The organism is Pseudomonas sp. LjRoot71 (assembly GCF_964253255.1).
Taxonomy (GTDB): Bacteria; Pseudomonadota; Gammaproteobacteria; order Pseudomonadales; family Pseudomonadaceae; genus Aquipseudomonas.
On the sequence record NZ_CAXURA020000001.1, the window covers coordinates 2210026 to 2236204 of the forward strand.

The 26179-nt window shown below is 59.5% G+C and carries 12 protein-coding genes and 1 tRNA gene; 10 read left to right on the forward strand and 3 right to left on the reverse strand.

Annotated elements, in window-relative coordinates:
• The first annotated feature begins 618 nt into the window (after nt 1-618).
• The 6 genes from ACSQ17_RS10550 (at nt 619) to cysC (ending at nt 17977) form a co-directional block, all read left to right on the forward strand.
• Complete coding sequence (locus ACSQ17_RS10550) at nt 619-10038, forward strand: beta strand repeat-containing protein (protein WP_436068559.1); 9420 nt, start codon at nt 619-621, stop codon at nt 10036-10038.
• A 74-nt stretch (nt 10039-10112) separates the two neighbouring features.
• The gene (locus ACSQ17_RS10555; protein ID WP_436068560.1) at nt 10113-12737 is read left to right on the forward strand and encodes a sulfotransferase; all 2625 of its coding nucleotides are present in this window, start codon (nt 10113-10115) and stop codon (nt 12735-12737) included.
• Nucleotides 12731-14020 (forward strand): TolC family protein, encoded by a 1290-nt coding sequence (locus ACSQ17_RS10560; RefSeq protein WP_436068561.1) that lies wholly within the window; start codon nt 12731-12733, stop codon nt 14018-14020. The genes ACSQ17_RS10555 and ACSQ17_RS10560 overlap by 7 nt, the downstream gene beginning before the upstream one ends.
• A gap of 4 nt (nt 14021-14024) precedes the next feature.
• Nucleotides 14025-16193, forward strand: coding sequence for an ATP-binding cassette domain-containing protein (locus ACSQ17_RS10565; protein WP_436068562.1), 2169 nt, complete (start codon nt 14025-14027; stop codon nt 16191-16193).
• A complete protein-coding gene (locus tag ACSQ17_RS10570; RefSeq protein ID WP_436068563.1) occupies nt 16183-17400 on the forward strand; it encodes an HlyD family efflux transporter periplasmic adaptor subunit in 1218 nt (405 codons plus the stop codon). The genes ACSQ17_RS10565 and ACSQ17_RS10570 overlap by 11 nt, the downstream gene beginning before the upstream one ends.
• Entirely contained in the window at nt 17390-17977 is a 588-nt protein-coding gene (gene cysC / locus ACSQ17_RS10575; protein WP_436068564.1) for an adenylyl-sulfate kinase, read from the forward strand. The genes ACSQ17_RS10570 and cysC overlap by 11 nt, the downstream gene beginning before the upstream one ends.
• 300 nt (nt 17978-18277) lie before the next feature.
• Here the strand turns inward: cysC and ACSQ17_RS10580 are convergent, their stop codons facing one another.
• Entirely contained in the window at nt 18278-19513 is a 1236-nt protein-coding gene (locus tag ACSQ17_RS10580) for a tyrosine-type recombinase/integrase (protein ID WP_436068565.1), read from the reverse strand.
• 166 nt (nt 19514-19679) lie between these two features.
• A tRNA-Arg gene (locus tag ACSQ17_RS10585) sits at nt 19680-19756 on the reverse strand.
• A 337-nt stretch (nt 19757-20093) separates the two neighbouring features.
• Between ACSQ17_RS10585 and gabD the strand changes: the two genes are divergently transcribed.
• From gabD to ACSQ17_RS10600, 3 genes are all read left to right on the forward strand, one after another.
• Nucleotides 20094-21542, forward strand: a complete 1449-nt coding sequence (gabD, locus tag ACSQ17_RS10590) for an NADP-dependent succinate-semialdehyde dehydrogenase (RefSeq protein ID WP_436068566.1) — start codon at nt 20094-20096, stop codon at nt 21540-21542.
• Nucleotides 21543-21710: 168 nt separating this feature from the next.
• Nucleotides 21711-22991, forward strand: coding sequence for a 4-aminobutyrate--2-oxoglutarate transaminase (gene gabT, locus ACSQ17_RS10595; RefSeq protein WP_436068567.1), 1281 nt, complete (start codon nt 21711-21713; stop codon nt 22989-22991).
• A gap of 252 nt (nt 22992-23243) precedes the next feature.
• Nucleotides 23244-24455, forward strand: a complete 1212-nt coding sequence (locus ACSQ17_RS10600) for an HDOD domain-containing protein (protein ID WP_436068568.1) — start codon at nt 23244-23246, stop codon at nt 24453-24455.
• Nucleotides 24456-24477: 22 nt separating this feature from the next.
• On the opposite strand, the gene ACSQ17_RS10605 is transcribed toward ACSQ17_RS10600, so the two are convergent.
• Entirely contained in the window at nt 24478-25350 is an 873-nt protein-coding gene (locus ACSQ17_RS10605) for a LysR family transcriptional regulator (protein WP_436068569.1), read from the reverse strand.
• A gap of 112 nt (nt 25351-25462) precedes the next feature.
• On the opposite strand from ACSQ17_RS10605, the gene ACSQ17_RS10610 reads away from it, so the two are divergent.
• Complete coding sequence (locus ACSQ17_RS10610; protein ID WP_436068570.1) at nt 25463-26176, forward strand: class I SAM-dependent methyltransferase; 714 nt, start codon at nt 25463-25465, stop codon at nt 26174-26176.
• Nucleotides 26177-26179: the final 3 nt, after the last annotated feature.

The window sequence follows — 26179 nt, forward strand, 5'->3', positions numbered from 1 at the left end:
GAGTATGGAAAACAACAAAAAACCCGGTACAGCTTGTGTACTACGATGAGTACATTATCTGTACGCGCCACAGCAAAAGAAGGGTCAAGGATTGCCGTTATGAGTACAGTTTGTGTACCGATTGGGTTAAGTTCCCGGTCCAGTTTATGGCCCCCTTTCTATATATACCAACGGATGTTGGTTGTGAGATCCAACAGTATCCGAACTGCATCGGGCCGAGTCATTTCCAGCAGCTTCGTTGGCTCCTTCGGTTTCGCATGGAAAATCATAAATGCCAAAGGCGTGCGGATAGAGCTCTGCCTGTGCAGGAATGAACCAGCCCTCGGGATGAATCGGCTCTCATTTTGCAGTCAACGAAGGACCACTTTTGGCCGGGAGTAGTCAGTCGCGACTGGCTGGAGTCGGCCAATAGCGGTCATCGAGTGACTTCAAGAAAAGTGGCGATTAACTTGCAGGGCTATACGTATAGCTTTCGCCCAATACGAGAGTGCTTACTACCTCTGCACTATTCTCTGTAGCAATTTGTCTGGTAACGTGCTGGCACATTGCCCGTGGGAAATCGGGCGAATATCTGGAATACAACATTCATTGCCCGCATGGGCAGGTAGGGAGCTCTGCATGACATCTGAAATGGTCGTTAAACAGTCCTTGCAACTAGTGGAGCGCCTTTCTGATGGTTCGATGCGGCACATTCCTCTTGCCGAGGTGTCGTCTGTACCTGCCCGTTCGGGTGCGCAGTATGCGTTGATAGATACCTCAACTGGCAAGTCGCCAGAGGGGCTGCAGGTCAAGCGAAAAGGCAGCTCGCTGGTCGTAGAGTCAGACGATGACGGCGTATTGGTCGAAATCACCGAGTTTTACGATGAGCCAGAAACTGCGTTTATCCCACAAGCCGAGTTAGACGGCGCCACGCTGGCCGGCACCTCTGTTACGGGTGAAACGCCAGCAATCGACACTGCCGCCAATGGTGAAGAAATCATTTGGCGTGGCGGTTCTGATAGTGATCTCTTCACGCCGATGAACCTTGTGCTAGGCGGCCTAGGCCTGGTTGGCCTGGGGCTGGCCGCAGGTGGCGGAGGAGGCGGTGGTGGCGGTGGCGGTGGCGGTGACGCGCCCCCTGCAAATGTACTCAACACAGTTAACGGAACCATCGTGGGCGGCCCCGTGGTGGCGGGTAACGATCTTCGCGTGGAGGTCTACCAAGCTGACGGCGTGACCCTGTTAGGAGAGGCTCAGGTCAATGCGGACGGAACCTTTTCTATTCCCGTTGGAAGCTATCTTGGTGTGGTCATTGCGCGTGTTGTAAACGATGGATCGAGCGCGGACTACCTGGATGAAGCTACTGAGGTTGGTAAAGACCTCAATGCTGAACTGTTTGCGATGGAGGTGGTGTCGCAACCCAACTCCACGGTAACCGTCAATCTCAACGTCCTCAGCACCTTGGCTTATCACAAGGTGCAGGATGCAGCTGCCGGTGGTGTTCCTACTGCGTCGATGGTCGATAGCATCAACGAAGCCATAGCTGATCTTTTTGGTTTGCCTAGCTTGCACGGCACCGCCGTTGTGCCAACCAACGGTGGCAGTTTTGACAGCGATGACGGCCTGAGTTCGGGCGAAATATACGGCGCTGTACTGGCAGCGTTATCTGGAGCCGATGCCCAGAATGGTGGCGATAGCCAGCAGACCATCAACGACCTGCTAGCAGGATTGGATGTCAGCAATGGCACCGCAACGTTGACAGAAAGTGCTCAAGGCATCGTGGTACAAGGTGGGGAGTTTACGTCGGCGCAAACAGGCCAAGACCTGACGGGAGCCGTTGCGGGGGTGGTTGATACTTACGCGCCTGACTTCACTTCTGGCACCACAGCCACAGCCATTGACGAAAACAGCGGCGTCGGACAAGCCGTTTATACGGCAGTGGCAAGCGATTCAGCCAGCAGCGTGACCTACAGCCTGAAAGCTATTGGCGATCATGCGTTGCTGAGCATCAACACCAGCACCGGCGAAGTCACCCTGACGGGTAACCCGAATTACGAAAGTAAAACCGGCTATGCCTTCACCGTGATCGCCACCGATGCTGCCGGCAATACCAGCGAGCAGGCTGTCACGTTGGATATCAACAACTTAGATGACACGGCGCCGACTATTACCTCGACCGCTACTGCCACTGCCATCAACGAAAACAGTGGCGCCGGGCAGGTGGTGTACACGGTCACTAGCACCGATACCGCCGATGTGGTCAGCGGCGTCACCAGCTATAGCTTGAAACCCGGTGGCGATTCGGCACTGTTCAGCATCAATGCCGCTACCGGCGAGGTCACCCTGACCGACAGCCCGGACTACGAAACCAAATCCAGTTACAGCTTCACCGTGGTGGCCACTGATGCGGCCAATAACGCCAGTGAGAAAGTGGTCACTCTGGCAATCAACGACATTGCCGATGAGATCGCACCGACTGTCAGCAGCATTGCAATCAGCGCGGCAAGCAGCGCCCAGAACGACAGCCTGAATGCCGACGACGTGGTCAGCGTTACGGTGAATATGGATGAAGCCACCCTGGTCGACACCACGGGCGGAACGCCGCGTGTGGCCCTAAATATCGGCGGCAGCACTGTGTACGCCGACTACGTGTCGGGCAGCGGCAGCACTGCGCTGGTGTTCCAATACACCATCCAAGCTGGTCAGACTGACGCCAACGGCATCAGCCTTGATGCCAATGCCCTGCAGGCCAATGGTGGCACCCTGCGTGATGCAGCAGGCAATGCGGCCGATCTTGACCATGTAGCAGTGACCGACAACGCCAGCTACCTGGTGGATACAGCTGCACCTAGCTTTAGCTCGGGGGCTACGGCCGCGGCTATCGATGAAAATATCGGGGCTGGGCAGCCCGTCTACATGGCAGCGGCGACTGATGTAGGCGGCGTCACTTACAGCCTCAAAGCCGTTGATGATCACGCGCTGTTGAGCATCAACACCAGCACCGGCGAAGTCACCCTGACGGGTAACCCGAATTACGAAAGTAAAACCGGCTATGCCTTTACCGTGATCGCCACCGATGCTGCCGGCAATACCAGCGAGCAGGCTGTCACGTTGGATATCAACAACCTAGATGACACGGCGCCGACTATTACCTCGACCGCTACTGCCACTGCCATCAACGAAAACAGTGGCGCCGGGCAGGTGGTGTACACGGTCACTAGCACCGATACCGCCGATGTGGTCAGCGGCGTCACCAGCTATAGCTTGAAACCCGGTGGCGATTCGGCACTGTTCAGCATCAATGCCGCTACCGGCGAGGTCACCCTGACCGACAGCCCGGACTACGAAACCAAATCCAGTTACAGCTTCACCGTGGTGGCCACTGATGCGGCCAATAACGCCAGTGAGAAAGCGGTTACTCTGGCAATCAACGACATTGCTGATGAAGTCGCACCGACTGTCAGCAGCATTGCAATCAGCGCGGCAAGCAGCGCCCAGAACGACAGCCTGAATGCCGACGACGTGGTCAGCGTTACGGTGAATATGGATGAAGCCACCCTGGTCGACACCACGGGCGGAACGCCGCGTGTGGCCCTAAATATCGGCGGCAGCACTGTGTACGCCGACTACGTGTCGGGCAGCGGCAGCACTGCGCTGGTGTTCCAATACACCATCCAAGCTGGTCAGACTGACGCCAACGGCATCAGCCTTGATGCCAATGCCCTGCAGGCCAATGGTGGCACCCTGCGTGATGCAGCAGGCAATGCGGCCGATCTTGACCATGTAGCAGTGACCGACAACGCCAGCTACCTGGTGGATACAGCTGCACCTAGCTTTAGCTCGGGGGCTACGGCCGCGGCTATCGATGAAAATATCGGGGCTGGGCAGCCCGTCTACATGGCAGCGGCGACTGATGTAGGCGGCGTCACTTACAGCCTCAAAGCCGTTGATGATCACGCGCTGTTGAGCATCAACACCAGCACCGGCGAAGTCACCCTGACGGGTAACCCGAATTACGAAAGTAAAACCGGCTATGCCTTTACCGTGATCGCCACCGATGCTGCCGGCAATACCAGCGAGCAGGCTGTCACGTTGGATATCAACAACCTAGATGACACGGCGCCGACTATTACCTCGACCGCTACTGCCACTGCCATCAACGAAAACAGTGGCGCCGGGCAGGTGGTGTACACGGTCACTAGCACCGATACCGCCGATGTGGTCAGCGGCGTCACCAGCTATAGCTTGAAACCCGGTGGCGATTCGGCACTGTTCAGCATCAATGCCGCTACCGGCGAGGTCACCCTGACCGACAGCCCGGACTACGAAACCAAATCCAGTTACAGCTTCACCGTGGTGGCCACTGATGCGGCCAATAACGCCAGTGAGAAAGCGGTTACTCTGGCAATCAACGACATTGCTGATGAAGTCGCACCGACTGTCAGCAGCATTGCAATCAGCGCGGCAAGCAGCGCCCAGAACGACAGCCTGAATGCCGACGACGTGGTCAGCGTTACGGTGAATATGGATGAAGCCACCCTGGTCGACACCACGGGCGGAACGCCGCGTGTGGCCCTAAATATCGGCGGCAGCACTGTGTACGCCGACTACGTGTCGGGCAGCGGCAGCACTGCGCTGGTGTTCCAATACACCATCCAAGCTGGTCAGACTGACGCCAACGGCATCAGCCTTGATGCCAATGCCCTGCAGGCCAATGGTGGCACCCTGCGTGATGCAGCAGGCAATGCGGCCGATCTTGACCATGTAGCAGTGACCGACAACGCCAGCTACCTGGTGGATACAGCTGCACCTAGCTTTAGCTCGGGGGCTACGGCCGCGGCTATCGATGAAAATATCGGGGCTGGGCAGCCCGTCTACATGGCAGCGGCGACTGATGTAGGCGGCGTCACTTACAGCCTCAAAGCCGTTGATGATCACGCGCTGTTGAGCATCAACACCAGCACCGGCGAAGTCACCCTGACGGGTAACCCGAATTACGAAAGTAAAACCGGCTATGCCTTTACCGTGATCGCCACCGATGCTGCCGGCAATACCAGCGAGCAGGCTGTCACGTTGGATATCAACAACCTAGATGACACGGCGCCGACTATTACCTCGACCGCTACTGCCACTGCCATCAACGAAAACAGTGGCGCCGGGCAGGTGGTGTACACGGTCACTAGCACCGATACCGCCGATGTGGTCAGCGGCGTCACCAGCTATAGCTTGAAACCCGGTGGCGATTCGGCACTGTTCAGCATCAATGCCGCTACCGGCGAGGTCACCCTGACCGACAGCCCGGACTACGAAACCAAATCCAGTTACAGCTTCACCGTGGTGGCCACTGATGCGGCCAATAACGCCAGTGAGAAAGCGGTTACTCTGGCAATCAACGACATTGCTGATGAAGTCGCACCGACTGTCAGCAGCATTGCAATCAGCGCGGCAAGCAGCGCCCAGAACGACAGCCTGAATGCCGACGACGTGGTCAGCGTTACGGTGAATATGGATGAAGCCACCCTGGTCGACACCACGGGCGGAACGCCGCGTGTGGCCCTAAATATCGGCGGCAGCACTGTGTACGCCGACTACGTGTCGGGCAGCGGCAGCACTGCGCTGGTGTTCCAATACACCATCCAAGCTGGTCAGACTGACGCCAACGGCATCAGCCTTGATGCCAATGCCCTGCAGGCCAATGGTGGCACCCTGCGTGATGCAGCAGGCAATGCGGCCGATCTTGACCATGTAGCAGTGACCGACAACGCCAGCTACCTGGTGGATACAGCTGCACCTAGCTTTAGCTCGGGGGCTACGGCCGCGGCTATCGATGAAAATATCGGGGCTGGGCAGCCCGTCTACATGGCAGCGGCGACTGATGTAGGCGGCGTCACTTACAGCCTCAAAGCCGTTGATGATCACGCGCTGTTGAGCATCAACACCAGCACCGGCGAAGTCACCCTGACGGGTAACCCGAATTACGAAAGTAAAACCGGCTATGCCTTTACCGTGATCGCCACCGATGCTGCCGGCAATACCAGCGAGCAGGCTGTCACGTTGGATATCAACAACCTAGATGACACGGCGCCGACTATTACCTCGACCGCTACTGCCACTGCCATCAACGAAAACAGTGGCGCCGGGCAGGTGGTGTACACGGTCACTAGCACCGATACCGCCGATGTGGTCAGCGGCGTCACCAGCTATAGCTTGAAACCCGGTGGCGATTCGGCACTGTTCAGCATCAATGCCGCTACCGGCGAGGTCACCCTGACCGACAGCCCGGACTACGAAACCAAATCCAGTTACAGCTTCACCGTGGTGGCCACTGATGCGGCCAATAACGCCAGTGAGAAAGTGGTCACTCTGGCGATCAACGACATTGCCGATGAGATCGCCCCGGCAGTCAGCAGCATTGCCATCAGTGCGGCAAGTGGTGCTCAGAACAACAGCCTGAATGCCGGTGACGTGGTCAGCGTCACTGTGTCCATGGATGAGGCCACCCTGGTCGACGCCACCGGCGGTGCGCCGCGTGTGGCCTTGAATATCGGTGGCAGCACGGTGTACGCCGACTACGTGTCGGGCAGCGGCAGCACTGCGCTGGTGTTCCAGTACACAATCCAGGCGGGTCAGACCGACACCACAGGCATCAGCCTTGATGCCAACGCGCTGCAAGCCAATGGCGGCAGCCTGCAGGATGCCGCGGGCAATGCGGCCAATCTAGAGCATGTTGCAGTGGCGGATAACGCCAGCTATCTGGTGGACACGACTGCGCCTACTGCGCGTGTGGTTACGACGCGATCACCCACGCTGTTCGAGCCGGATGGTGTAACCAACGGCAATGACGATGCGCCCCAGATCACGGCTATAGGTAGCGATGGTGCCTTTGTTGTCACCTGGTTCGGCCGAGATGCGGATGATGACGACAGTATTTTTGTACAGCGCTTCGACGCAGCTGGAAGTGCACAGGGCAGCCCTATCCTGCTTGAACCGGATGGCATAACAAACGGCTTTGATGGCAATCCTCAGATCACTGCTCTAGGTAATCAGGGTGCCTTTGTGGTTGTTTGGGCAGGCTCTGATGCTAGTGCCAGCAGCATCTTCGTGCAGCGTTTCGATACCGTTGGGGCTGCCCAGGGCAACCCCATTCTGCTTCAACCTGCTGGCGTGACCAGCGGTGGTGATTACGCGGCCCAAGTCACCGCACTGGGCAACAATGGAGCCTTTGCCGTTGTCTGGGCTGGCCAGGACGCTGGCGGGGATTACAGTATTTTTGTGCAACCTTTTGATCTCAATGGCGTGGCACAGGGCAGTCCCATCCCTATCGAGGCGCAGGGGGTTACCAACGGCTACGATGATTTGCCCCAAATCGCCGCACTTGGAAATGATGGCGCCTTTGCGGTTACATGGCATGCTCAAGACGTTGATGGTGACGCCAGTGTCTACGTGCAGCGTTTTGATAGTAATGGTGTTGCACAGAATGGCCCCGTCAAGCTTGAGCCTATTGGTAAAACCAATGGCCAGGACTACCAAGCGCAAATCACTGCATTGGGCGACCAAGGTGCCTTGGCCGTTGTCTGGTGTGGTGATGATACGGATAACGACTCCAGCATCTTTGTCCAGCGCTTTGACGAGAACGGCGTTGCTCAGGGTGGCCCGGTATTGCTTGAACCCGCAGGTGTCACCAACGGCTATGACGCCGCTCCGCAGATCACGTCAGTTGGCTCTGACGGGGCCTTTGTGGTTACGTGGGCAGGGGCTGACATCAATGGTGGCTTCAGCGTTTTCGTGCAGCGCTTCGACAATACTGGATCTCTTCAGGGCAGCCCTTTCATGCTTGAAGCTGATGGCGTGTCCAATAACAACAGCTTTGATCCCCAGGTCACCTCGTTGGGCAATGAGGGCGCCTTCGTTGTAATTTGGGGGGCTCAAGAGGTCGGCGGTAACGGTAACATACGCATCCTGGTACAGCGCTTCGACAGCAGTGGAAGTGCCATGGGTAGCCCTGTCATGCTCAACGCCGATAGCATGATCATCGGCGACGACTACGCTGCCCAGGTCAGTGCAGTTGGTAGTGACGGCGCTTTTGCCGTTACCTGGCGTGGTTACGATACCGATCGCTCTATCGGTGGCTTTCCCGGTGGCTTTCCCGGTGGTGACACCAGCATTTTCGTGCAGCGCTTCGAGGCTGACGGCTCAATCAGCATGCCCACCACCATCCAGCCAGGCCAGGCTGTTACGGCGCAAAGCACCGAAACGGGCACCGCTTATCTGGTCAACAATTCAGTTCTTGTGACCGACGTGGCCAGTATCACGGGTGCGGACAATACGCTGTGGACTTCGGTCGTTGTCAGCGCAGCCAGCAGCAATACCTCGATGGACACCACCGATCTGGTCGATGGCACCTACTCGCTGTACAGCGTCGATGCGGCCGGCAACCTGTCCGCAGCGGCCGCCACCACAGTCACCATCGACGGCACTCCACCAGCGTTCAGCTCCGGCGACAGCGCCACGGCTATTGACGAAAACAGCGGTGCTGGTCAGATGGTGTATATCGCCACATCAAGCGATACCACAGCGGTGAACTACAGCTTGAAGGCCGGGGCGGATGCTGCACTGTTTAATATCAATGCCGGCAGTGGTGAGGTCATGTTGCTCGCTAACCCGGACTTTGAAAGTAAAGCCAGCTACAGCTTTACCGTGGTGGCTACCGATGCAGCGGGAAATGCCACTGAGCAGGCCGTTTCACTGAGCATCAGTGATGTGGATGAAACCGGGCCTGCGGTCAGCAGCGTCGCCATCACCAGCGCCACGGGTGTGCAGAGCAACACCTTGAATGCCGGGGATGTAGTCAGCGTAACCGTGGGGATGAATGAGGCGACGCTAGTAAATACCGCCGGAGGTACGCCACGCCTGGCGCTGACAATTGGCAGCAGTACGGTCTACGCGGATTACGTCTCTGGCACGGGCACTACGTCGCTGGTATTTCAGTACACCATTTTGGCCAGTCAGACTGATGCCAACGGTATCTCGATAGCAGCCAACGCTCTGGAGACCAACAGCGGTACGCTGCGCGACGCAACTGGGAACGACGCGGTGCTGACTCACGCCCTGGTGGCCGACAACGGCAGCTATCTGGTCGACACCACCGCGCCCATTGTCAGCGGTGTCAGCAGTACCACCGCAGCCGGCACCTATGCCGTGGACGATGTAATCAGCATCCAGGTCGCCTTCAGCGAGGCGGTGACGGTCACTGGCACGCCGCAGCTGACGCTGGAAACCGGCACCACCGACCGCGTGGTCAACTACAGCACCGGCACCGGCACCAACACCCTGACCTTCACCTACACGGTGCAGGCGGATGACACCAGCGCCGACCTCGACTACCTGAGCACCACTGCACTCAGCCTGAATGGCGGCACGATTCGCGACGCTGCCGGCAATAACGCCACTCTGACCCTACCCTCGCCCGGTACGGCGGGCTCCTTGGGAGCGAACGAGGCCATTGTTATCGATACATCGGGACCGGTGGCCGATAGCAGCATTGTGGTCTTTGACCTGGTGCAGGGGGTGAGCTCCAGCCACAGTAACCGCACTTTCGATGCGGATACTAGCTACACCATCTTTATCCGTGTGGAGAGCAGGGAAGCCGAAATGAGCACTGCTGGTGATGGTCCAGGCACTTGGAACATGTGGTCTGGAGCTGGCAACTTGGGTGCTGATGACAAGGTCGTTTTTGTAGGAACCGGAGAGGGGGTCATGGCGAAGAGTGGAGGCGTGTGGCGGACTGTTGGACGAGTGGATGGCGGTCGCAATGGTCAGAACACACAGGAATACTTCGGGGTTTATACAATGTCGTCGTTCTTAGGTATGACTATCTACGGCAAGGGCACTGTCTATCGGGGCATCGCCTGGTCCATCAATGAAGTACCGGGGGCTATTTATGGCGGAGGGAATTTGTGGAATGGAACCTGGACCAACGTTAATGCGGGCAAAGCCTTTGGTGATGTGCATCTGCTTGAAATGCCTAACGGTATTCTGACCTCTCAGGGACTGGCCTAATCCAGTTTTTTTCTCCGTGTCACCGCCCTTCTACTTCTAATAGGGGCGGAAAACTTCTGGATCACGCTGTTCCGATGAACTCTCTGTCCTTACTGCGCCGCCTGGCCTTGCAACAGCAATCCGAGCTGCTGCAGGAGGCCTGCTTCGCCCCACAAAATTCCTCTGAACAAGTATTGCTGGCGCTGGCTTATGCCCAGCTGGGCGATTTAGATGCGGCCCGTCGCTGTGTGGGCGCGCTCGACCACACGGGGCTGTATGTCGATGCCCGTGTCGATCTGGCCGCCGTGCAATTGCTGCTGGGCGACTTTGATGCGGCTCAGATGCTGCTCGAGACCGCCTTATACGAGGCCCCTGATCACGCACTGCTGCTGGCACGTTTGGCTACCTGCCATCTCCGCAGCCAACAGATAGAAACGGCAAGGCAGTTGTATGAACGTAGTCTGGTACTGCAACCCAATGTTCTTGTGTATCAGCAACTACTGCGTCTCTATTTACGGGAAGGTGCCACGCAACAGTGCGAGCGATTGCTGGAGCAGGCGGAAGATTTCTGGGGCTGTGAGCAGGAAGAATGGCCAGAGCAGCAGGCGGCGCGGCAAAGCCAGCAACTGCGTGGCCTGCGTTTGGAGCTATGGCTGGCCAGTGAGCAGCATGCTGCCGCCGAAGCCTGGTTGGACAAACAGCTAGACTCTCTGGATGAGGAAGATTACTGCGGTCTGTTGTCCGGTTACGCTCAACGACTAGCCGAGCGCAGCCATCATGCTCTGGCCGAGGACACCCTGCGTCGTGGCTTGCGCCAGTACCCCGAACAGATGGGTCTCTATCAGCAACTGGCCGAGCTGGCAAGCCTGCAAGGGCGTAGTTCCCAGGCAATCGCTTTGCTACAGCGCGCCATCCTTCTGGCTGGCCAGCGCGGGCAGTCAACTCTGGCACTGCGTCTGAAATTGGTGGATGTCGCGACTCAGGCACATATGTCGCTGGCGCGTGAAGTGGTCATGCAGGTCGTGGAAGAGGCCCAGGCGCTGGTGGAGGGTAAGGGGGGGGATGCTGCACAGATCGCCCTTTGGCAGGCTCAGGCACAGGTGGCATTGGCCGGTGTTGAGGCTCAAGAGCAGCAGTATGCCGAGGCTGAAGCGCGCTACCGCGACGTATTGCTCGCCTATCCAAAGTCTCTAGTCGCCTTGCAGGGGGTGGGCCAGTTATGTATGCAACTGGGGCGTATCGATGAGGCCGTGGTACTGTTCGAGCAGGTCAAAGTGTTGGATCCGGCGCGCGGTCATATCGCGTTGATCAATGCGCGGCGTTTCCCGGACGACGCCACCTTGCAAAGCTTGGAGGCACTAGCCCGCCTACCCGGCTTGGAAGGCCCAGTTAAACCGGGGCTGCTGTTGCAACTGGCCGCCGCCTGGGAAAAGCGTAAGGACTACACCAAAGCTTTTGCGTTGGCTGACGAGGCCAATGCCGCCAGCTGCACGTTGCTGCACTATGACGCCCGCGCACACCGCCAGCGTTGTGCGCGTATTCGCCATGCGTTCAGCTGTGATTTGTACGAGCACCGCCCAGGTGTGGGCAACAGCTCGACGCTACCCGTGTTCGTGCTGGGCATGCCGCGCTCCGGCACCACGCTAATCGAGCAGATCTTGGCGGGCCACAGCCAGATTCACGGTGCTGGCGAGCTGGGCGTGATCCCCAGTGTGATCGCCGGGCTGGAGCGCTGGGAGCGCCACGTAGGCTCGGGCCGGCATTACCCTGATTGTGTGGACGACCTCAGTGCCAAGGTGGTGGCGGGTATTACCGACAATGTGCTCAAGGAGCTGCAGGAATACGCCCCCGAGGCGCTGCATGTGGTGGACAAGCTGCCGCATAACTTCGAGAACATCGGCCTGATCAAGCTGCTGTTTCCCAACGCACGAATCATCTCGGTGCGCCGTGACCCGCGTGATATCGCCATTTCCAACTACTTCACCGACTACGCGGCCAAGCACGGCGGCATGGGCTTTGCCTACGACCTGGGCTGGATTGGCGAGCAACTGGCCGACCATAACCTGCTGATGCACCACTGGAACCAGGTGTTCCCTGGGGAGATTCTGGAGGTACGCTACGAGGATGTACTGGCCGACCCAGAGCGCGAGGCGCGGCGCATGCTGGAGTATGTCGGTGTGGCGTGGGAGCCGCAGGTGCTCAATTTTAGTGAGCTGCAACGGCCGGTGAAAACCGCCAGCGTGTGGCAGGTGCGCCAGCCGCTGTACAAAACCTCCATGGCCAAATGGGCGCGTTATGAGGCCTACCTTGCGCCCCTGATACGCGGCACCAATGCGCGCATCGAATGGCAGCCGATCACCGATATGGCTACGTTGCCGGTGCCTGGCCTGCTGGAAACCGGCGTGGCGTTTTACCGTGAAGAAAAGCTGGATGACGCCGAATATCACTTCAAACAGCTGTTGCATTATCTGCCGGAGCATGCGGCCGCCACTTTTATGCTGGGCCTGGTTTACCTGCGCAAAGGCCATGTGAGTGAGGGCATCGCCTTGATGCTCAAAGCCCATGAGCAGTGCCCGTGGAATGCTCAATGGCGTGACGACCTGGCGCGGGCGTATGAATTATCCGGTGAGCCGGAAAAAGCCGCTGCCTTGAAACCTAAAAAACCGCACGCGAGCGTGCCGGATCCCGAACAAGAAATGGATGGAGAGTTTGCATGGTGATTTCCTTGCCCCGCCTTGGACGGCGTAGCGCATTGGCCCTGTGTTTAGGTGTGCTGGCGTTGCCCGTCAATGCACAGCAGGCCGATGGTTTGCAGACCGCCTTGCAGGCCGCACTGACCCTGCACCCGGCAATTAGCGGCAAGCAGTCGCAGATCAAAGCTCGTGAATACTCGGCCGATGCTGCGCGTGCCCAGCGATACCCCAGCCTGACGGCGCAGGCTCAGCAGTATTCGGGGGACAACCGAGACGCCACCACCGGTGACGATCTGTCCACTCCCATGACCCTGCGGGCGCGTCAGCCGGTGTGGGCATTTGGGCGGATCGATAACAGCATTGCGTTTGCTGATGCCGACACCGACGTCGAGCGCGTCGACCTGCTGCGGGTACAGCGCCAACTGCTGGAGCAGACGGCCGTTGCCTACGCCAGCGTGTTAGGCAGTCGTCAGCGTTTACAGGTGGTCGAGGCCAGCCTGGCTGCCCATCAGTCACTGTTTGATCAAATCAGCCGACGCGAGCAAGGCCAACTGGCGTCGACGGCGGATGTGCGCCTAGCGGCCACGCGCCTGTCGCAATCCAAGGCCCGGGTTGAGCGTTACGCAGGTGAACTGGAGATTGCCGAGAGTGATTTGCTAGCCCTGACCCAAGTGCCCGTGGCGGCCAAGCAGCCAGTGGCTTCCGGTTTATTGCAGGTCAGCGAGGGCGAGACATTACGCCAAGCGGCCCTACAGGGCAGTGCTGAAGTGCGCTTCAAGAAGCAGGAGATCGAGCGAGCCAAAGCCGGTGTGGACCAAGCCAAAACCGCCTCTATGCCAACGGTTTATCTGCAAGCTGAACAGGATCATGACCAGCCTTCTTACCGTGATGACACCCGTGTCAGTGTGGTGTTTGAAGGTACGCTGGAGGGTATGGGTTTTGCGACCCGTGGCCGAACAGGCGCTGCGGTTGCGCAACAGAGTGCAGCAGAGGACGACCTGACCTATGCCGTTAACGAGCTTGAGCGCAGTGTGCGTCGGTTGCAGCGCAATCGTGAGTTGCAGGCTGAGTTGATTCAGGTGCAGGGCGATTCTTTGACCGAACTGGAGGCTGTCCTTGGGTCTTACCAGCGTCAATATGCGGCTGGGACCAAGAGCTGGCTGGATGTGCTGAATATCCAGCGAGAACTCAGCGAGCAGCAATTGCAGCTGGTGCAAGCGCAAAGCGATTGGGTGATCTATTCGCTGCAATTGGCGGCGCTGACAGGCGGGCTGGATGCTCTAGTCGCCTTAAATACCGAGGAGCTGTAAGCACATGGATGGTCAAAACGGCGCACCGGAGCAGCCGGGTATTGCGCTTGCGTTGGTTAAACAGTTGTTGGCGTCTTTGCAGGTTCCCTTTGATGGCGCTGCGTTACAGCAGGCCTGTACGCAGGTGGGTCATGGGGCTGTTGCGCTCAAACCCGCCGACTGGCTGAGGCAGGTGCTGGTGCAGGCAGGCCTGAAAAACCTTGCGCCGGTGCAGTTGGCTTGGCGCCGTCTAGATCTGCGCCGCTTACCTGCCCTTGTATGCACGGATGGAAGCTGGTTTTTAGCGGTACGTGAAGCGCCCGATGCTTTGACGTTGATCAACGCGGCAGGCGAGCGGCGTGAAGTCCATGAAGCCGAGCTGCAGGATGCGCTGGTGGTCTGGCTGCGTGCCCCGACAAGCAGAAGCGCCGATGCCGGCCGAGCGTTCTCGGGCAACCTGGCGACGCGTTTGGTTTGGCGTGAGCTGTTTCGTGAGCGCGGTTGGCTGTGGAAGGTCATGGTTGCCACGGTGCTGGTGAATCTACTGGCGGTTGGCACGTCAATTTTTGCCATGCAGGTGTACGACCGCGTGGTGCCCACACTGGCATACGCGACCCTCACCACATTGGTCACGGGGATGGCGATGATCATCCTGCTCGACTGGCTGCTGAAAACCACCCGTGCGCGAATTTTGGACAGCCTGTCCTGTGCGGTGGACAAGCGGGTTTCGCAGCAGGTTTTCGAGCATTTGCTGCATGTGCGTCTGGATCAGCAGCCGCGCAGCTTAGGTACCTTGGCCGCGCAGGTGGGTGGGTTGGATACCGTGCGGCAGTTCTTCAGCTCGGGCGTGGTATTCGCGTTGGTGGATTTGCCCTTCGCGCTGCTGTTTCTGGCGTTCATCGCCATCATTGGTGGCGCGGTCGGTTGGGTGTATGCGTTGTTACTGCCGGTGGCCTTGTTATTGGGCTATGTCACGCAATGGCGTTTGCGCGCATTGCTTAAGCAGCAAATGCTACGCAGCAATGAGCGGCAGGGTTTGTTGGTCGACACCATCCGTGGTGCCGAGTCCATTCGCGCCAATAACGCCGGCTGGCGCTTTGCTCAGGAGTGGCAAAGCGTGACCGCCAGCATCGATGGCTACAGCATCCAGCAACGTGCGATCAGCAGTTTTTCAAGTGTGAGCACCAGCAGCCTGTCGACCTTGGCCTATGTTGCTGCAGTGGTCGTGGGGGTGTGGCAGATCGAGGCGGGCTTGCTGACGATGGGCGGGCTAATCGCGTGCAGCATTCTGGGTGGTCGAGTGATTGCGCCCATTGCGCAAAGTGTTCAGTACCTCGCCCAGTGGCAGCACGTTCGGCAGGCGCTGCAGATGGTGCATCAGGTAATGTCTCTGGAGCGTGATCGCCGGTCGGACCAGCACCTGCTGTTACCCGATGAGTTGCCCAGCGAGGTGGCGCTTGATCGCGTGCGATTTGTTTATCCAGATTCACCAGTTTGCCAGGTCGATATCGAAGGCCTGCAGTTTAAGTCCGGTGAGCGTGTGTTGCTGGTGGGGCCGGTAGGGTGTGGCAAGTCGACTCTACTAAAAATCCTGGCGGGTCTATATCGACCTGCTGAGGGGCGAGTGCGCTTGGGGGATGCCGACCTGTGGGAAATCGACCCTCAGTTGGTGGCCAGTCAGGTGGGCTATCTGCCGCAGGTCGTGCAGCTGTTCAAAGGCAGCTTGCGCAGTAACTTGGCATTGACCGGCGCGAGCAGCGACTCACGTTTGTTACAAATCACCCGTGAGCTGGGCATCGATGCCATTGCGGCATCCAGCCCTCAGGGCATGGACTTGTCGATCAGCGAAGGAGGCGAGGGCTTGTCGGGTGGTCAGAGGCAGCTTGTGGCGCTGGCCCGGGTTTTGATCAACCAGCCCCGTATATGGCTGCTGGATGAGCCGACTGCGGCGCTTGACGGTGAATCCGAACAGCGTGTGTGGGCGGCTCTGCAAGAGGCCGTCCGGCCTGAAGATATTTTGATTGTTGCGACCCATCGCCCGATGGCCGCAATGCGTCTGGCAACGCGGGTGATCGTTATGCAGCAGGGGCAGGTGACAAAAGACGGCACGCCAGACAAGGTGCTGGCGCAGATGCTCGCCCGTCCCGTTGCCTCGTCGCGTATGGGTAAAGGAGGGACGCTCGATGTGGTCTGATCGTTTCTCTCAGGACGATGACGCGCGCAACCAAGCGCGTGTCAGCAAACTACAGAATTCTCATCGTGGTCGTCAGGGCTGGTTATTGATGGCCGTACTGATCGCTGTTGCCACCTTCGCTATCTGGGCGTCGCTGTTTCGTATTGATGAGGTGGCGCGTGCTACGGGTGAGGTGATTGCCAGCAGCCGGGTGCAAATTATCCAGTCGGTTGATGGCGGCGTACTGGAGCAACTGCTGGTCAAGGAAGGCGACAGAGTGGCTCCGGGCCAGCTACTCGCTAGGCTGGAGCAAACCCGTCTTGGGGCGTCGGTCGGTGAAGTAGAAGCCCGGTTGTTTGGTTTGCAGGCTAGGGCCACCCGGCTGAGGGCTGAGGTTATTGGTGAGCGACGGCTCACCTTTCAGGCAGATCTTCTTGAGCGTTCCCCGGAAACAGCACGTGTCGAAGAGGCATTATTCAAACAGCGCCAACTGGGCCTTGAGGAAGAACTGCGCACCATGCGCGTGGCGGTTTCCCTGGCGCAGAAAGAGTTACGACTGGTTGAGCAGCTTTACGCGAACGGTGACGCCAGTGGCTCTGAGCTGTTGCGTGTGCAGCGTGGGCTCAATGAAGCAGAGGCGCGCTTGGTTAACCGGCGTAACAAGTTTCTTGAGGATGCCCGCCTGGAGCTAGCCAAGGCCGAAGATGATATATCCCAGAGCGCTCAAACTCTGACCCTGCGCAAACAGGAACAACAGGATAGCGTGTTTACCGCCATGGTGCCGGGCATCGTCAAGAATATCCGTGTCACCACCGTTGGCGGTGTGCTCAGGGCGGGTGAGGAGTTGATGCAGATCATCCCGGTCGACGATGACTTGATGATTGAGGCCAAGGTGAGCACCGCCGACATTGCTCGCGTCGTACCGGGTCTGGAGGCAACTGTTCGTTTCGACACCTTTGACTACACCATTTTTGGTGGAGTTAAAGGCGAGGTAGCGTTTGTCAGTGCCGATAGCCTGAAGGAAGAAACCAGCCGCGGCATGGATATCTATTACCGTGTGCGGATCAAGCCAGCTACCTATCCTGTGACCTCAACCACGGGCCGGGTGTTGGATGTACTGCCAGGCATGACAGCACAGGTCGATATCCGCACCGGCGAGCGTACGGTGATGGATTATTTACTCAAGCCCTTACGCAAAACCTTGAGTGAGTCGTTCGGTGAGCGGTAGTGCTAAACCCGACAACCGCCAGAAAGGGCTGGTCAGTCGTGAGCAACGCGAGTCGCTAAACGCCCAGCGCGGCCAGGTGCTCTGGCTGACCGGCCTTTCGGGCGCGGGTAAGTCCACCCTGGCTTACGCCCTGGAGGCACGGCTGTATCAGTTGGGGCGACGTTGCGTCGTACTCGATGGCGACAATCTGCGAAGCGGGTTGTGCGCTGACTTGGGCTTTACGCCGGCCGCACGCCATGAAAATCTGCGCCGTGCAGCCGAGGTGGCCAAGTTGTTTGCCGAGACCGGGATGATTTGCATCGCGGCGTTTATTTCCCCTACCTATCTGGATCGCGCCATGGTTCGAGAGGTCGTTGGCCCGGACGACTTTTCTGAGGTCTATCTCGACTGCTCGCTGCAGGTGTGTGAAGCGCGAGATGTAAAAGGGCTCTACCAACGCGCCAGGGCAGGGGAAATTGCAGATTTTACAGGTATTACCTCCCCGTATGAGCCGCCGCTGCAACCAGCCTTGACCTTGATGACTTCAAGCCTGTCGATTGAGGATTGTGTACAGCAGTTAATTGAATGCCTTGGCTGATGCACTACCGCTGAATATGTTCGTGCGGACTTACAGCTTTGGGGCTGCCTCACTGTGGTAAACCAGCGCCGCTTCTAAATTATCAATGGTGAAGGTCTGCTTTTGGCCGATTTCTGCCTGTTGTGGTGGGCCGCAGTCGGCCAACTCCAGCCCTTCGCGACTGCCCAATCCCGACCGATGCTTTTGAATACGTCGGTCTTGCTGAGCGATGCCGCTCCGGAGCTAAAGCAAACGATTTGGACACTGCCCTGTAATAGCCAGGTAGCTCATTTTAGAAACACTTCAAAACCGCATTGCTGCTTAGCGATTTTGGCCTTGCTTGAACTCCACCACGTTGTCCCGTTCCAGCTCGTCTAGATGATCGGCATACCATTGCATCATGGTTCGGCGTTGCTCCAGGTAGATGGCCTTGTTGTAAACACCAGACACCCCATCTTCGACGTGGGAGAGCTGAGCCTCTACATGATCCTTAGCGAAACCGTTCTCGCGCAGAGTAGTGGACGCGATATGACGGAAGCCGTGGCCGGTCTGGCGGCCGGCATAACCCATGCGTCGTAGAGCCATATTGAACGCCATATTGCTACGCGGCTTGGTGCGGTCATTGCGGCCTGGGAATAGCAGAGGATAAGCCCCGGTCATTTTTTGTAGCTGCTCCAGGGCATCGAGTACCTGGCGAGAGAGAGGCACGGTATGCGGGCGGCGCTTCTTCATCCGCTCGGCAGGTATCAGCCACAATCCTGCCTTGCGGTCGAACTCATCCCATCGAGCTTCGCGTAGTTCACTGGGGCGCACGCCGGTCAACATCAGCAGCCGCAGGCCTAGGCGCAGATCGTGGGCGTGGGGGTAAGCACTGATAGCCCGCAACAGGGTGGGCAGCTCCTTGGCGGTGACATGGGCGTAGTTCTCTGCCGGCTTGGACTGCAGAAAGCGGTTAAGCCCTTCAAGGGGGTTATGCACGGCGCGCCCGGTAACGCGGGCAAGGTCATAAATCTCTTTGCAGGATCGGCGCACCCGGCTCATCTGCTCGATGATGCCCTGTTGTTCCATGCCCCGTAGAAACTCCATCCACTCAATCGGGAGGATGCTGGCATACAAGCGCTTGCCGAACACCGGGAGCACATGCAGCTCCAGGGCGCCGATGGTGCGTGTCGCCGTACTAGATGCCCAGCCGGAGCGGCGTATCTCAATCCACTCTCGCGCTAGTGCCTCGAAGGTGCTGTTGGCGGCCTCCAGCTCGGAAGCCTTACGGGCATGCTTGGCGGTCAGTGGGTTGATGCCGTCGGCGGCATCGGCGCGCAGCTCGGCGGCCTTCTGCCTGGCACCTGCACCGCTCACCTCTGGGTAACTGCCGAGGCCGAGCCATGACCACTTGCCATCCGGCTTCTTATAACGCAGCTCCCAGGACTTGCCGCCGTTGGGCTTCACCCGGAAGTACAGGCCCTGGCCATCCTGCTCCCTGTAGGCCGCGATTTCTGGCTCCAGGCCAGCCAGGGTGGTATCCGCCAGTGGGCGGCGTTTAATCTCGCTGCGCTTCATGCCTGTATGCCCTCGGTTCGAATTTTTCACCAGCATACAAGCTGGCATACACGAAGGGAAGGCATAGGGGTAGACAGCTGGATACAGCCAGATACAAGAAAGCCCGCACAGGGCGGGCTTCTTGGGGTATTTTGTAGACAGCCATGGACAGCTGTAAACAGGTAGATGGCGCACCAGGCGGGATTCGAACCCACGACCCCTGCCTTCGGAGGGCAGTACTCTATCCAGCTGAGCTACTGGTGCAGCGCGGGCGCAATCATACGCATGTCGCTGGCAGGCGTCCATGCTGCTGCCTTGTTCGCGATTCTGCACGCAGCCCTCGCTGCAGCGGTCTATGCCTATAAGGCCCTTGAATAAACGCATTATTGCGTTAATTTTTTCGAACAGGCTCTTGCCCTTTACCCCTCTTGACCCTAGGATTCGTTTGAGATTTCAAACGCTCTTGCTGAAAATCCTATGCGGCTCGCACTTCCCCCGCCGATTGACAGCCTGAGCCAACGGATAAAGCCCAGGTGTACCGCCATGCGGTGCATTCGATGACAAGTACCGATGCCAGGGTGTCGGAATTTAGGAGACTGCCATGCAACTGAAAGACACCCAGCTGTTCCGTCAGCAGGCTTATATCGACGGTACCTGGCTGGACGCCGACAGCGGCCAGACCATCAAGGTCAACAACCCGGCCACCGGCGAAATCATTGGCAGCGTGCCGAAGATGGGCGCTGCGGAAACCCGTCGCGCCATCGAGGCCGCCGACCGTGCCCTGCCGGCCTGGCGTGCCCTGACCGCCAAGGAACGCGCGGGCAAGCTGCGCCGCTGGTTCGAACTGCTGATGGAGAACCAGGACGACCTCGGCCGCCTGATGACCCTGGAACAAGGCAAGCCGCTGGCCGAAGCCAAAGGCGAGATCGCCTATGCAGCGTCCTTTATCGAGTGGTTCGCCGAAGAAGCCAAGCGCGTGTATGGCGATGTGATTCCAGGCCACCAGCCGGACAAGCGTCTGATCGTGATCAAGCAGCCGATTGGCGTGACTGCCGCCATTACCCCGTGGAACTTCCCGGCGGCGATGATCACCCGTAAAGCCGGCCCGGCTCTGGCCGCCGGTTGCACCATGGTAATCAAACCGGCCTCGCAGACGCCGTTCTCCGCCCTGGCCCTGGTTGAACTGGCGCACCGCGCCGGCATCCCGAAAGGCGTATTGAGCGTGGTCACCGGCAGTGCCGGCGAAGTCGGCGGCGAGCTGACCAGCAACCCGATCGTGCGCAAGCTGAGTTTTACCGGCTCGACCGAAATCGGTCGCCAGCTGATGGCCGAATGCGCCAAGGACATCAAGAAGGTCTCGCTGGAACTGGGCGGCAACGCGCCGTTTATCGTGTTCGACGACGCCGACCTGGATAAAGCCGTCGAAGGCGCGCTGATTTCCAAATATCGCAACAACGGTCAGACCTGCGTCTGCGCCAACCGCCTATACATTCAGGACGGCGTGTACGACGCCTTCGCCGAGAAGCTGGCCGCCGCCGTGGCCAAGCTGCAGATCGGCAACGGTCTGGATGAAGGCACCACCACTGGCCCGCTGATCGACGAAAAGGCCATGGCCAAGGTTCAGGAACACATCGAGGACGCCGTGAGCAAAGGTGCGCGCCTGCTCGCCGGCGGCAAGCCGCACGCCCTGGGTGGCAGCTTCTTCGAGCCGACCATTCTGGTCGACGTGCCGAAGAACGCTGCGGTGGCCAAGGAAGAAACCTTCGGCCCGCTGGCGCCGCTGTTCCGCTTCAAGGACGAGGCCGAAGTGATCGCCATGTCCAACGACACCGAGTTCGGCCTGGCCTCGTATTTCTATGCCCGTGACCTGGGTCGCGTGTTCCGTGTGGCGGAAGCCCTGGAATACGGTATGGTCGGCGTCAACACCGGGTTGATCTCCAATGAAGTCGCGCCGTTCGGCGGCGTGAAAGCCTCGGGCCTCGGCCGTGAAGGCTCGAAGTACGGCATTGAGGATTACCTGGAAATCAAATACCTCTGCCTGGGCATCTAACCCGGCGAAGTAACCCCGCAGAGGCGCACGAGAGCGCTGCGCCTTCTGCGTTTATATGGACATAGCTGTGCCCGGGCGTACTGTGGCAGTCGATCATCGAATACTGCCAAGCCGCACCGGTGACACATCCTTGAACCACGCCGAGATTGACCGGCGAATGAGGACATCATGAGCAAGACCAACGAATCCCTGATGCAACGCCGCACCGCTGCCGTTCCGCGCGGCGTGGGCCAGATCCACCCGATTTTTGCCGAGCGCGCGGAAAACGCCAGCGTGTGGGACGTCGAAGGCCGCGAGTACATCGACTTCGCCGGCGGCATCGCCGTGCTGAACACCGGCCACCTGCACCCGAAAGTGGTCGCGGCGGTGCAAGAGCAACTGACCAAGCTGTCGCACACCTGCTTCCAGGTGCTGGCCTATGAGCCCTACGTCGAGCTGTGCGAAGAAATCGCCAAGCGCGTACCGGGCAACTTTGCCAAAAAGACCCTGCTGGTCACCTCCGGCTCCGAAGCCGTTGAAAACGCCGTGAAGATTGCCCGCGCAGCCACTGGCCGTGCCGGCGTGATCGCCTTCACCGGGGCCTATCACGGCCGCACCATGATGACCCTGAGCCTGACCGGCAAGGTTGTACCGTACTCCGCTGGCATGGGCCTGATGCCGGCCGGCGTGTACCGCGCCCAGTCGCCGTGCGAACTGCATGGCGTGAGCGAGGACGAGTCCATCGCCAGCATCGAGCGCATTTTCAAGAACGATGCGCAGCCGCAGGACATCGCCGCGATCATCATCGAGCCGGTACAGGGTGAAGGCGGTTTCTACACCAACTCCCCGGCCTTTATGCAGCGTCTGCGCGCCCTGTGCGACGAGCACGGCATCCTGCTGATCGCTGACGAAGTGCAAACCGGCGCAGGCCGTACCGGCACCTTCTTCGCCACCGAGCAACTGGGTGTGGTGCCAGACCTGACCACTTTCGCCAAATCCGTTGGCGGCGGCTTCCCGATCTCCGGCGTGTGCGGCAAAGCCGAGATCATGGACGTGATCGCACCTGGCGGCCTGGGCGGCACCTATGCCGGTAGCCCGATTGCCTGCGCGGCAGCCCTGGCCGTACTCAAGGTATTCGACGAAGAGAAACTGCTGGAGCGCTCGCAAGCCCTGGGCGAGAAGGTCAAGGCCGGTTTGCGTGCGATCCAGACCAAACACAAGGTGATTGGCGACGTACGCGGCCTGGGCTCGATGATTGCCATCGAACTGTTCGAGACGGACGAGAAGCGCACGCCGGCAGCTGCCCTGGTCGGCAAGATCGTTGCTCGCGCTCGCGAAAAAGGCCTGATCCTGCTGTCGTGCGGCACCTACTACAACGTGATCCGCTTCCTGATGCCCGTCACCATTCCTGACGCGCAACTGGAAAAGGGCCTCGCCATCGTCGCCGAATGCTTTGACGAACTGGCCTGATAGACCGGTGCAATAAAAAACCCGCTTCGGCGGGTTTTTTATTGCACGCTATCTTGCCAAAACCCCTTGCAAAGGCCCTTTGTAGGACAAACAAGCCGCTCTAGTACGGCCTATTCGGCTATGATGCAAAACCTGACGAAATGCTCAACAGTTCGTCGGGCTGCGCTGGTTATTAACGAGTTGCTGCGTAGACTGCGCGCCGTCATCACGATGACGCCATTATTTTGCCATTACGCTTTTCCTGAGGTTTCCATGACTGCCCCGGCCAAGGCTCCGGAGATTCTGATCGCCGAAGCAGAACCCTGGACTGCTGACCTGCTCGTGCAACTGGTACGCGATGTGCGGCCGGATGCACGCATCCTGCAGGTTACCGATGGCGAAGCCGCATTGGCCAAGTGCAAGCGCCGCCTGCCTAGCCTGGTGATCGCCGATGGTGACCTGCCCGGCATTGATGGCCTGGAACTGCTGCGTCAGCTGCGCCGCCACCCGCGCACGCCGGCCCTGCCGTTTATCCTGATCAGCGGTCGCCTGGACGCCAACAGCGTGCGCGCCGCACGGCCGCTGGCACCCACCGCCTACCTGGCCAAACCCTTCAATGCCGAACAACTGCGTCAGCGTCTGCTCGGCATCCTCGGCAATCCGTCGGCTTCGGCCCCAGACGCCAGCGCACCGCTGCTGGTCAATAGCCTGGATGATTACCTCAATGCCGTGCGTGAAGAGGGCCAGGGCGCGCCGCTGCTGGAGTCAGTCAGGGATTCCGTCAGCCAGTGCCTGAACGGTGACGACACCGACCTGCGCGAACTGGAAGACGTATTTGCCCGTGACCCGCAGATTACCGCCCGCCTGATCGCTGCAGCCAACAGCGCCGCACAGCACCAGGGCATGCCCTGCCAGACGCTCAACCAGGCCCTGCCGCGCCTGGGCCTCGCGCGCACGCTGAATCTGGTATTGGGCATGGCCGTGCAGCGCAATGCACGACTCAGCGACCCACGCCTGGCCGAGCTGGCCAGCAGTGCCTGGGACAACGCCCAACGCAGCGCCGAGCTGGCGCACTGGCTGGCCAGTGAGCTGCAACTGGACGCTGAGCTGTGCTTCACCGCTGGCCTGCTGCACAACATTGGTGAACTGGCCTTGCTGCGCAGCCTGCAGGATTGGCAGGACGCTGGCGGCACCCTGCGCGATGAGGATATTCAGCAGCGTTTCCAGCAACGCGCCGCCAGCTTCGGTTCGGCACTGCGCATTCGCTGGCGCCTGCCATTTGGCCTGCGCGAGCTGATCGCGGCGTTCTACAACCTGGGCAGCGGCGTGTTTAGCCGCGAAGCACTGGTGCTCAATCTGGTGTGCATGATCCTGCGCCTGCGCAGTAACCAGTCGCCGAAAGAGCTGCGTGATGAGCGCTGTGTGCGCATGCTGCGCCTGGACCTAAATCTGCTGGAGCGCATGCCACTGGCTCCCCCAGCCTGAGCGCTGCCGCCGCGAGTACTACTCAGGCCAGGATCTCGGCCAGCAGGTCAAAGACGATACGAATGCGCCGAGCCGTGCGTAGCTCGCGGTGGGTGACCAGCCAGATCGGCAGTTGAAAGGGCTCAACGTCCTCCAGCACGCGCACCATGCCTGGGGTTTCCCGCGCGATTTCTTCCATGATGGCGCCAATGCCCAGGCCCTGGCGGACCATTTCCCAGTAGGTCACGGAGTTATCTGCGTAGCTGCGAAAATTCGTATCGCTCAGCAGCAGGCCCGCGGCGCGCAAGTGCTGCAGGTAATGGCCGGCGCGGTCCAGACCGATAAAGTCATGGTGCAGCGCCTCCTCGGCGGTACGCGGCAGGCCATGCTCGCGCACCCAGCGTTCTGAGGCATAAAAACCGGCGGAGCTGTGCCGCACCAAACGACCGATCAGCTCCGGTTGCTCGGGCCGCAAATGGCGGATGGCAATGTCGGCCTCGCGGCGCAGCAGGTCGCTGACACCGTCCGAAGCGACCACCTCGACCTGAATGCCGGGGGCTGCCTGGCGGATCTGCAGGAGAATCTTCGGCATCAGGTACGCCGCCACGGCATCGCTGGTGGCCACTGACACCACACCCGTCACCGCTTCCGAGCGCCCGGTCGCGGCCAGGCCCAGCTCATGTGCCGCCGCGCCCATGACCCGGGCATGCGCCAGCAACTCCTGCCCTGTGCTGGTCAGCGCCATGGTTTTGCCAACCCGCTCAAACAGGGTCACGCCCAGCGCCAGCTCCAGGGCGGCGACCTGGCGACTGAGGGTGGGTTGCGACTGGCCGAGTTTGCGCGCGGCCGCCGACAGCGAGCCGGTTTCTGCCGTCTCGAGAAAGGCGCGCAACTGGTTCCAGTCGACCTTATCCATACGTAAATGCATATGTTGTCTGCAATTTATCGCAATACCCCGTGATGATGCGCAAGGATAGCATCCGCACTGTGTTGGCTTTCGCCTTACCTCCATGCACAGGACGCGCCCCATGCACTCACCGATCACCGCTGCCAGCAACCACCGCGCTGACGCTGCAACACCGGCAGCCATCGCCGACAAAGCGCGCTTCTGGAACCGCATTGCCGGTCAATACGCCAAGGATCCGATTGCCGATCTGGCCGGTTACGAGCGGACGCTGCAGCGCGTGCAAGCCTTGCTGTCTACGGAGCATGACGTGCTGGAAATCGGCTGTGGCACGGGCACTACCGCCCTGCGCCTGGCGCCCGCTACACGGCGGCTGGTGGCCACCGATGTCGCCGAACAGATGATTGCCATCGCCGGCGAGAAGCTCGCCCGCCAGCCCATACCTCAGCTGCAATTCCAGCTGGCCGACGCCGAGGCTCCCGTAGCCGAGCAGGGCACCTACGATGCCGTGCTGGCATTCAACCTGCTGCACCTCGTGACGGACCTGCCGCAGGCGCTAAGTGCAGCCATCAGTGCCTTGAAACCAGGCGGCTTGCTGATCTCGAAAACACCGTGCCTGAATGAGATGAACCCGCTGATCCCCAAGCTGGCCCTGCCGCTGCTGCGCGCCATCGGCAAAGCGCCGCCTGTGCTGTGTTTCGATGCTCGCCAGTTGCAGGCGGCCATGACCGCGCAGGGCCTGCAAATCCTGGCCGTCGAGCGCCATGGCAGCAAAGGCAAAGACTGGCGGGTGTTTATCGTGGCGCGCAAGCCCAATGCCCCACCGTTAGCGGCCTGATCA

What these genes read in the sequence shown, in the direction of transcription:
- ACSQ17_RS10610 (WP_436068570.1), top strand. Translation starts at nt 25,463, where the DNA reads ATGCACTCACCGATCACCGCTGCCAGCAACCACCGCGCTGACGCTGCA.
- ACSQ17_RS10605 (WP_436068569.1), bottom strand. Translation starts at nt 25,350, where the DNA reads ATGGATAAGGTCGACTGGAACCAGTTGCGCGCCTTTCTCGAGACGGCA.
- ACSQ17_RS10560 (WP_436068561.1), top strand. Translation starts at nt 12,731, where the DNA reads ATGGTGATTTCCTTGCCCCGCCTTGGACGGCGTAGCGCATTGGCCCTG.
- ACSQ17_RS10600 (WP_436068568.1), top strand. Translation starts at nt 23,244, where the DNA reads ATGACTGCCCCGGCCAAGGCTCCGGAGATTCTGATCGCCGAAGCAGAA.
- gabD (WP_436068566.1), top strand. Translation starts at nt 20,094, where the DNA reads ATGCAACTGAAAGACACCCAGCTGTTCCGTCAGCAGGCTTATATCGAC.
- ACSQ17_RS10550 (WP_436068559.1), top strand. Translation starts at nt 619, where the DNA reads ATGACATCTGAAATGGTCGTTAAACAGTCCTTGCAACTAGTGGAGCGC.
- ACSQ17_RS10570 (WP_436068563.1), top strand. Translation starts at nt 16,183, where the DNA reads ATGTGGTCTGATCGTTTCTCTCAGGACGATGACGCGCGCAACCAAGCG.
- ACSQ17_RS10555 (WP_436068560.1), top strand. Translation starts at nt 10,113, where the DNA reads ATGAACTCTCTGTCCTTACTGCGCCGCCTGGCCTTGCAACAGCAATCC.
- ACSQ17_RS10580 (WP_436068565.1), bottom strand. Translation starts at nt 19,513, where the DNA reads ATGAAGCGCAGCGAGATTAAACGCCGCCCACTGGCGGATACCACCCTG.
- ACSQ17_RS10565 (WP_436068562.1), top strand. Translation starts at nt 14,025, where the DNA reads ATGGATGGTCAAAACGGCGCACCGGAGCAGCCGGGTATTGCGCTTGCG.
- gabT (WP_436068567.1), top strand. Translation starts at nt 21,711, where the DNA reads ATGAGCAAGACCAACGAATCCCTGATGCAACGCCGCACCGCTGCCGTT.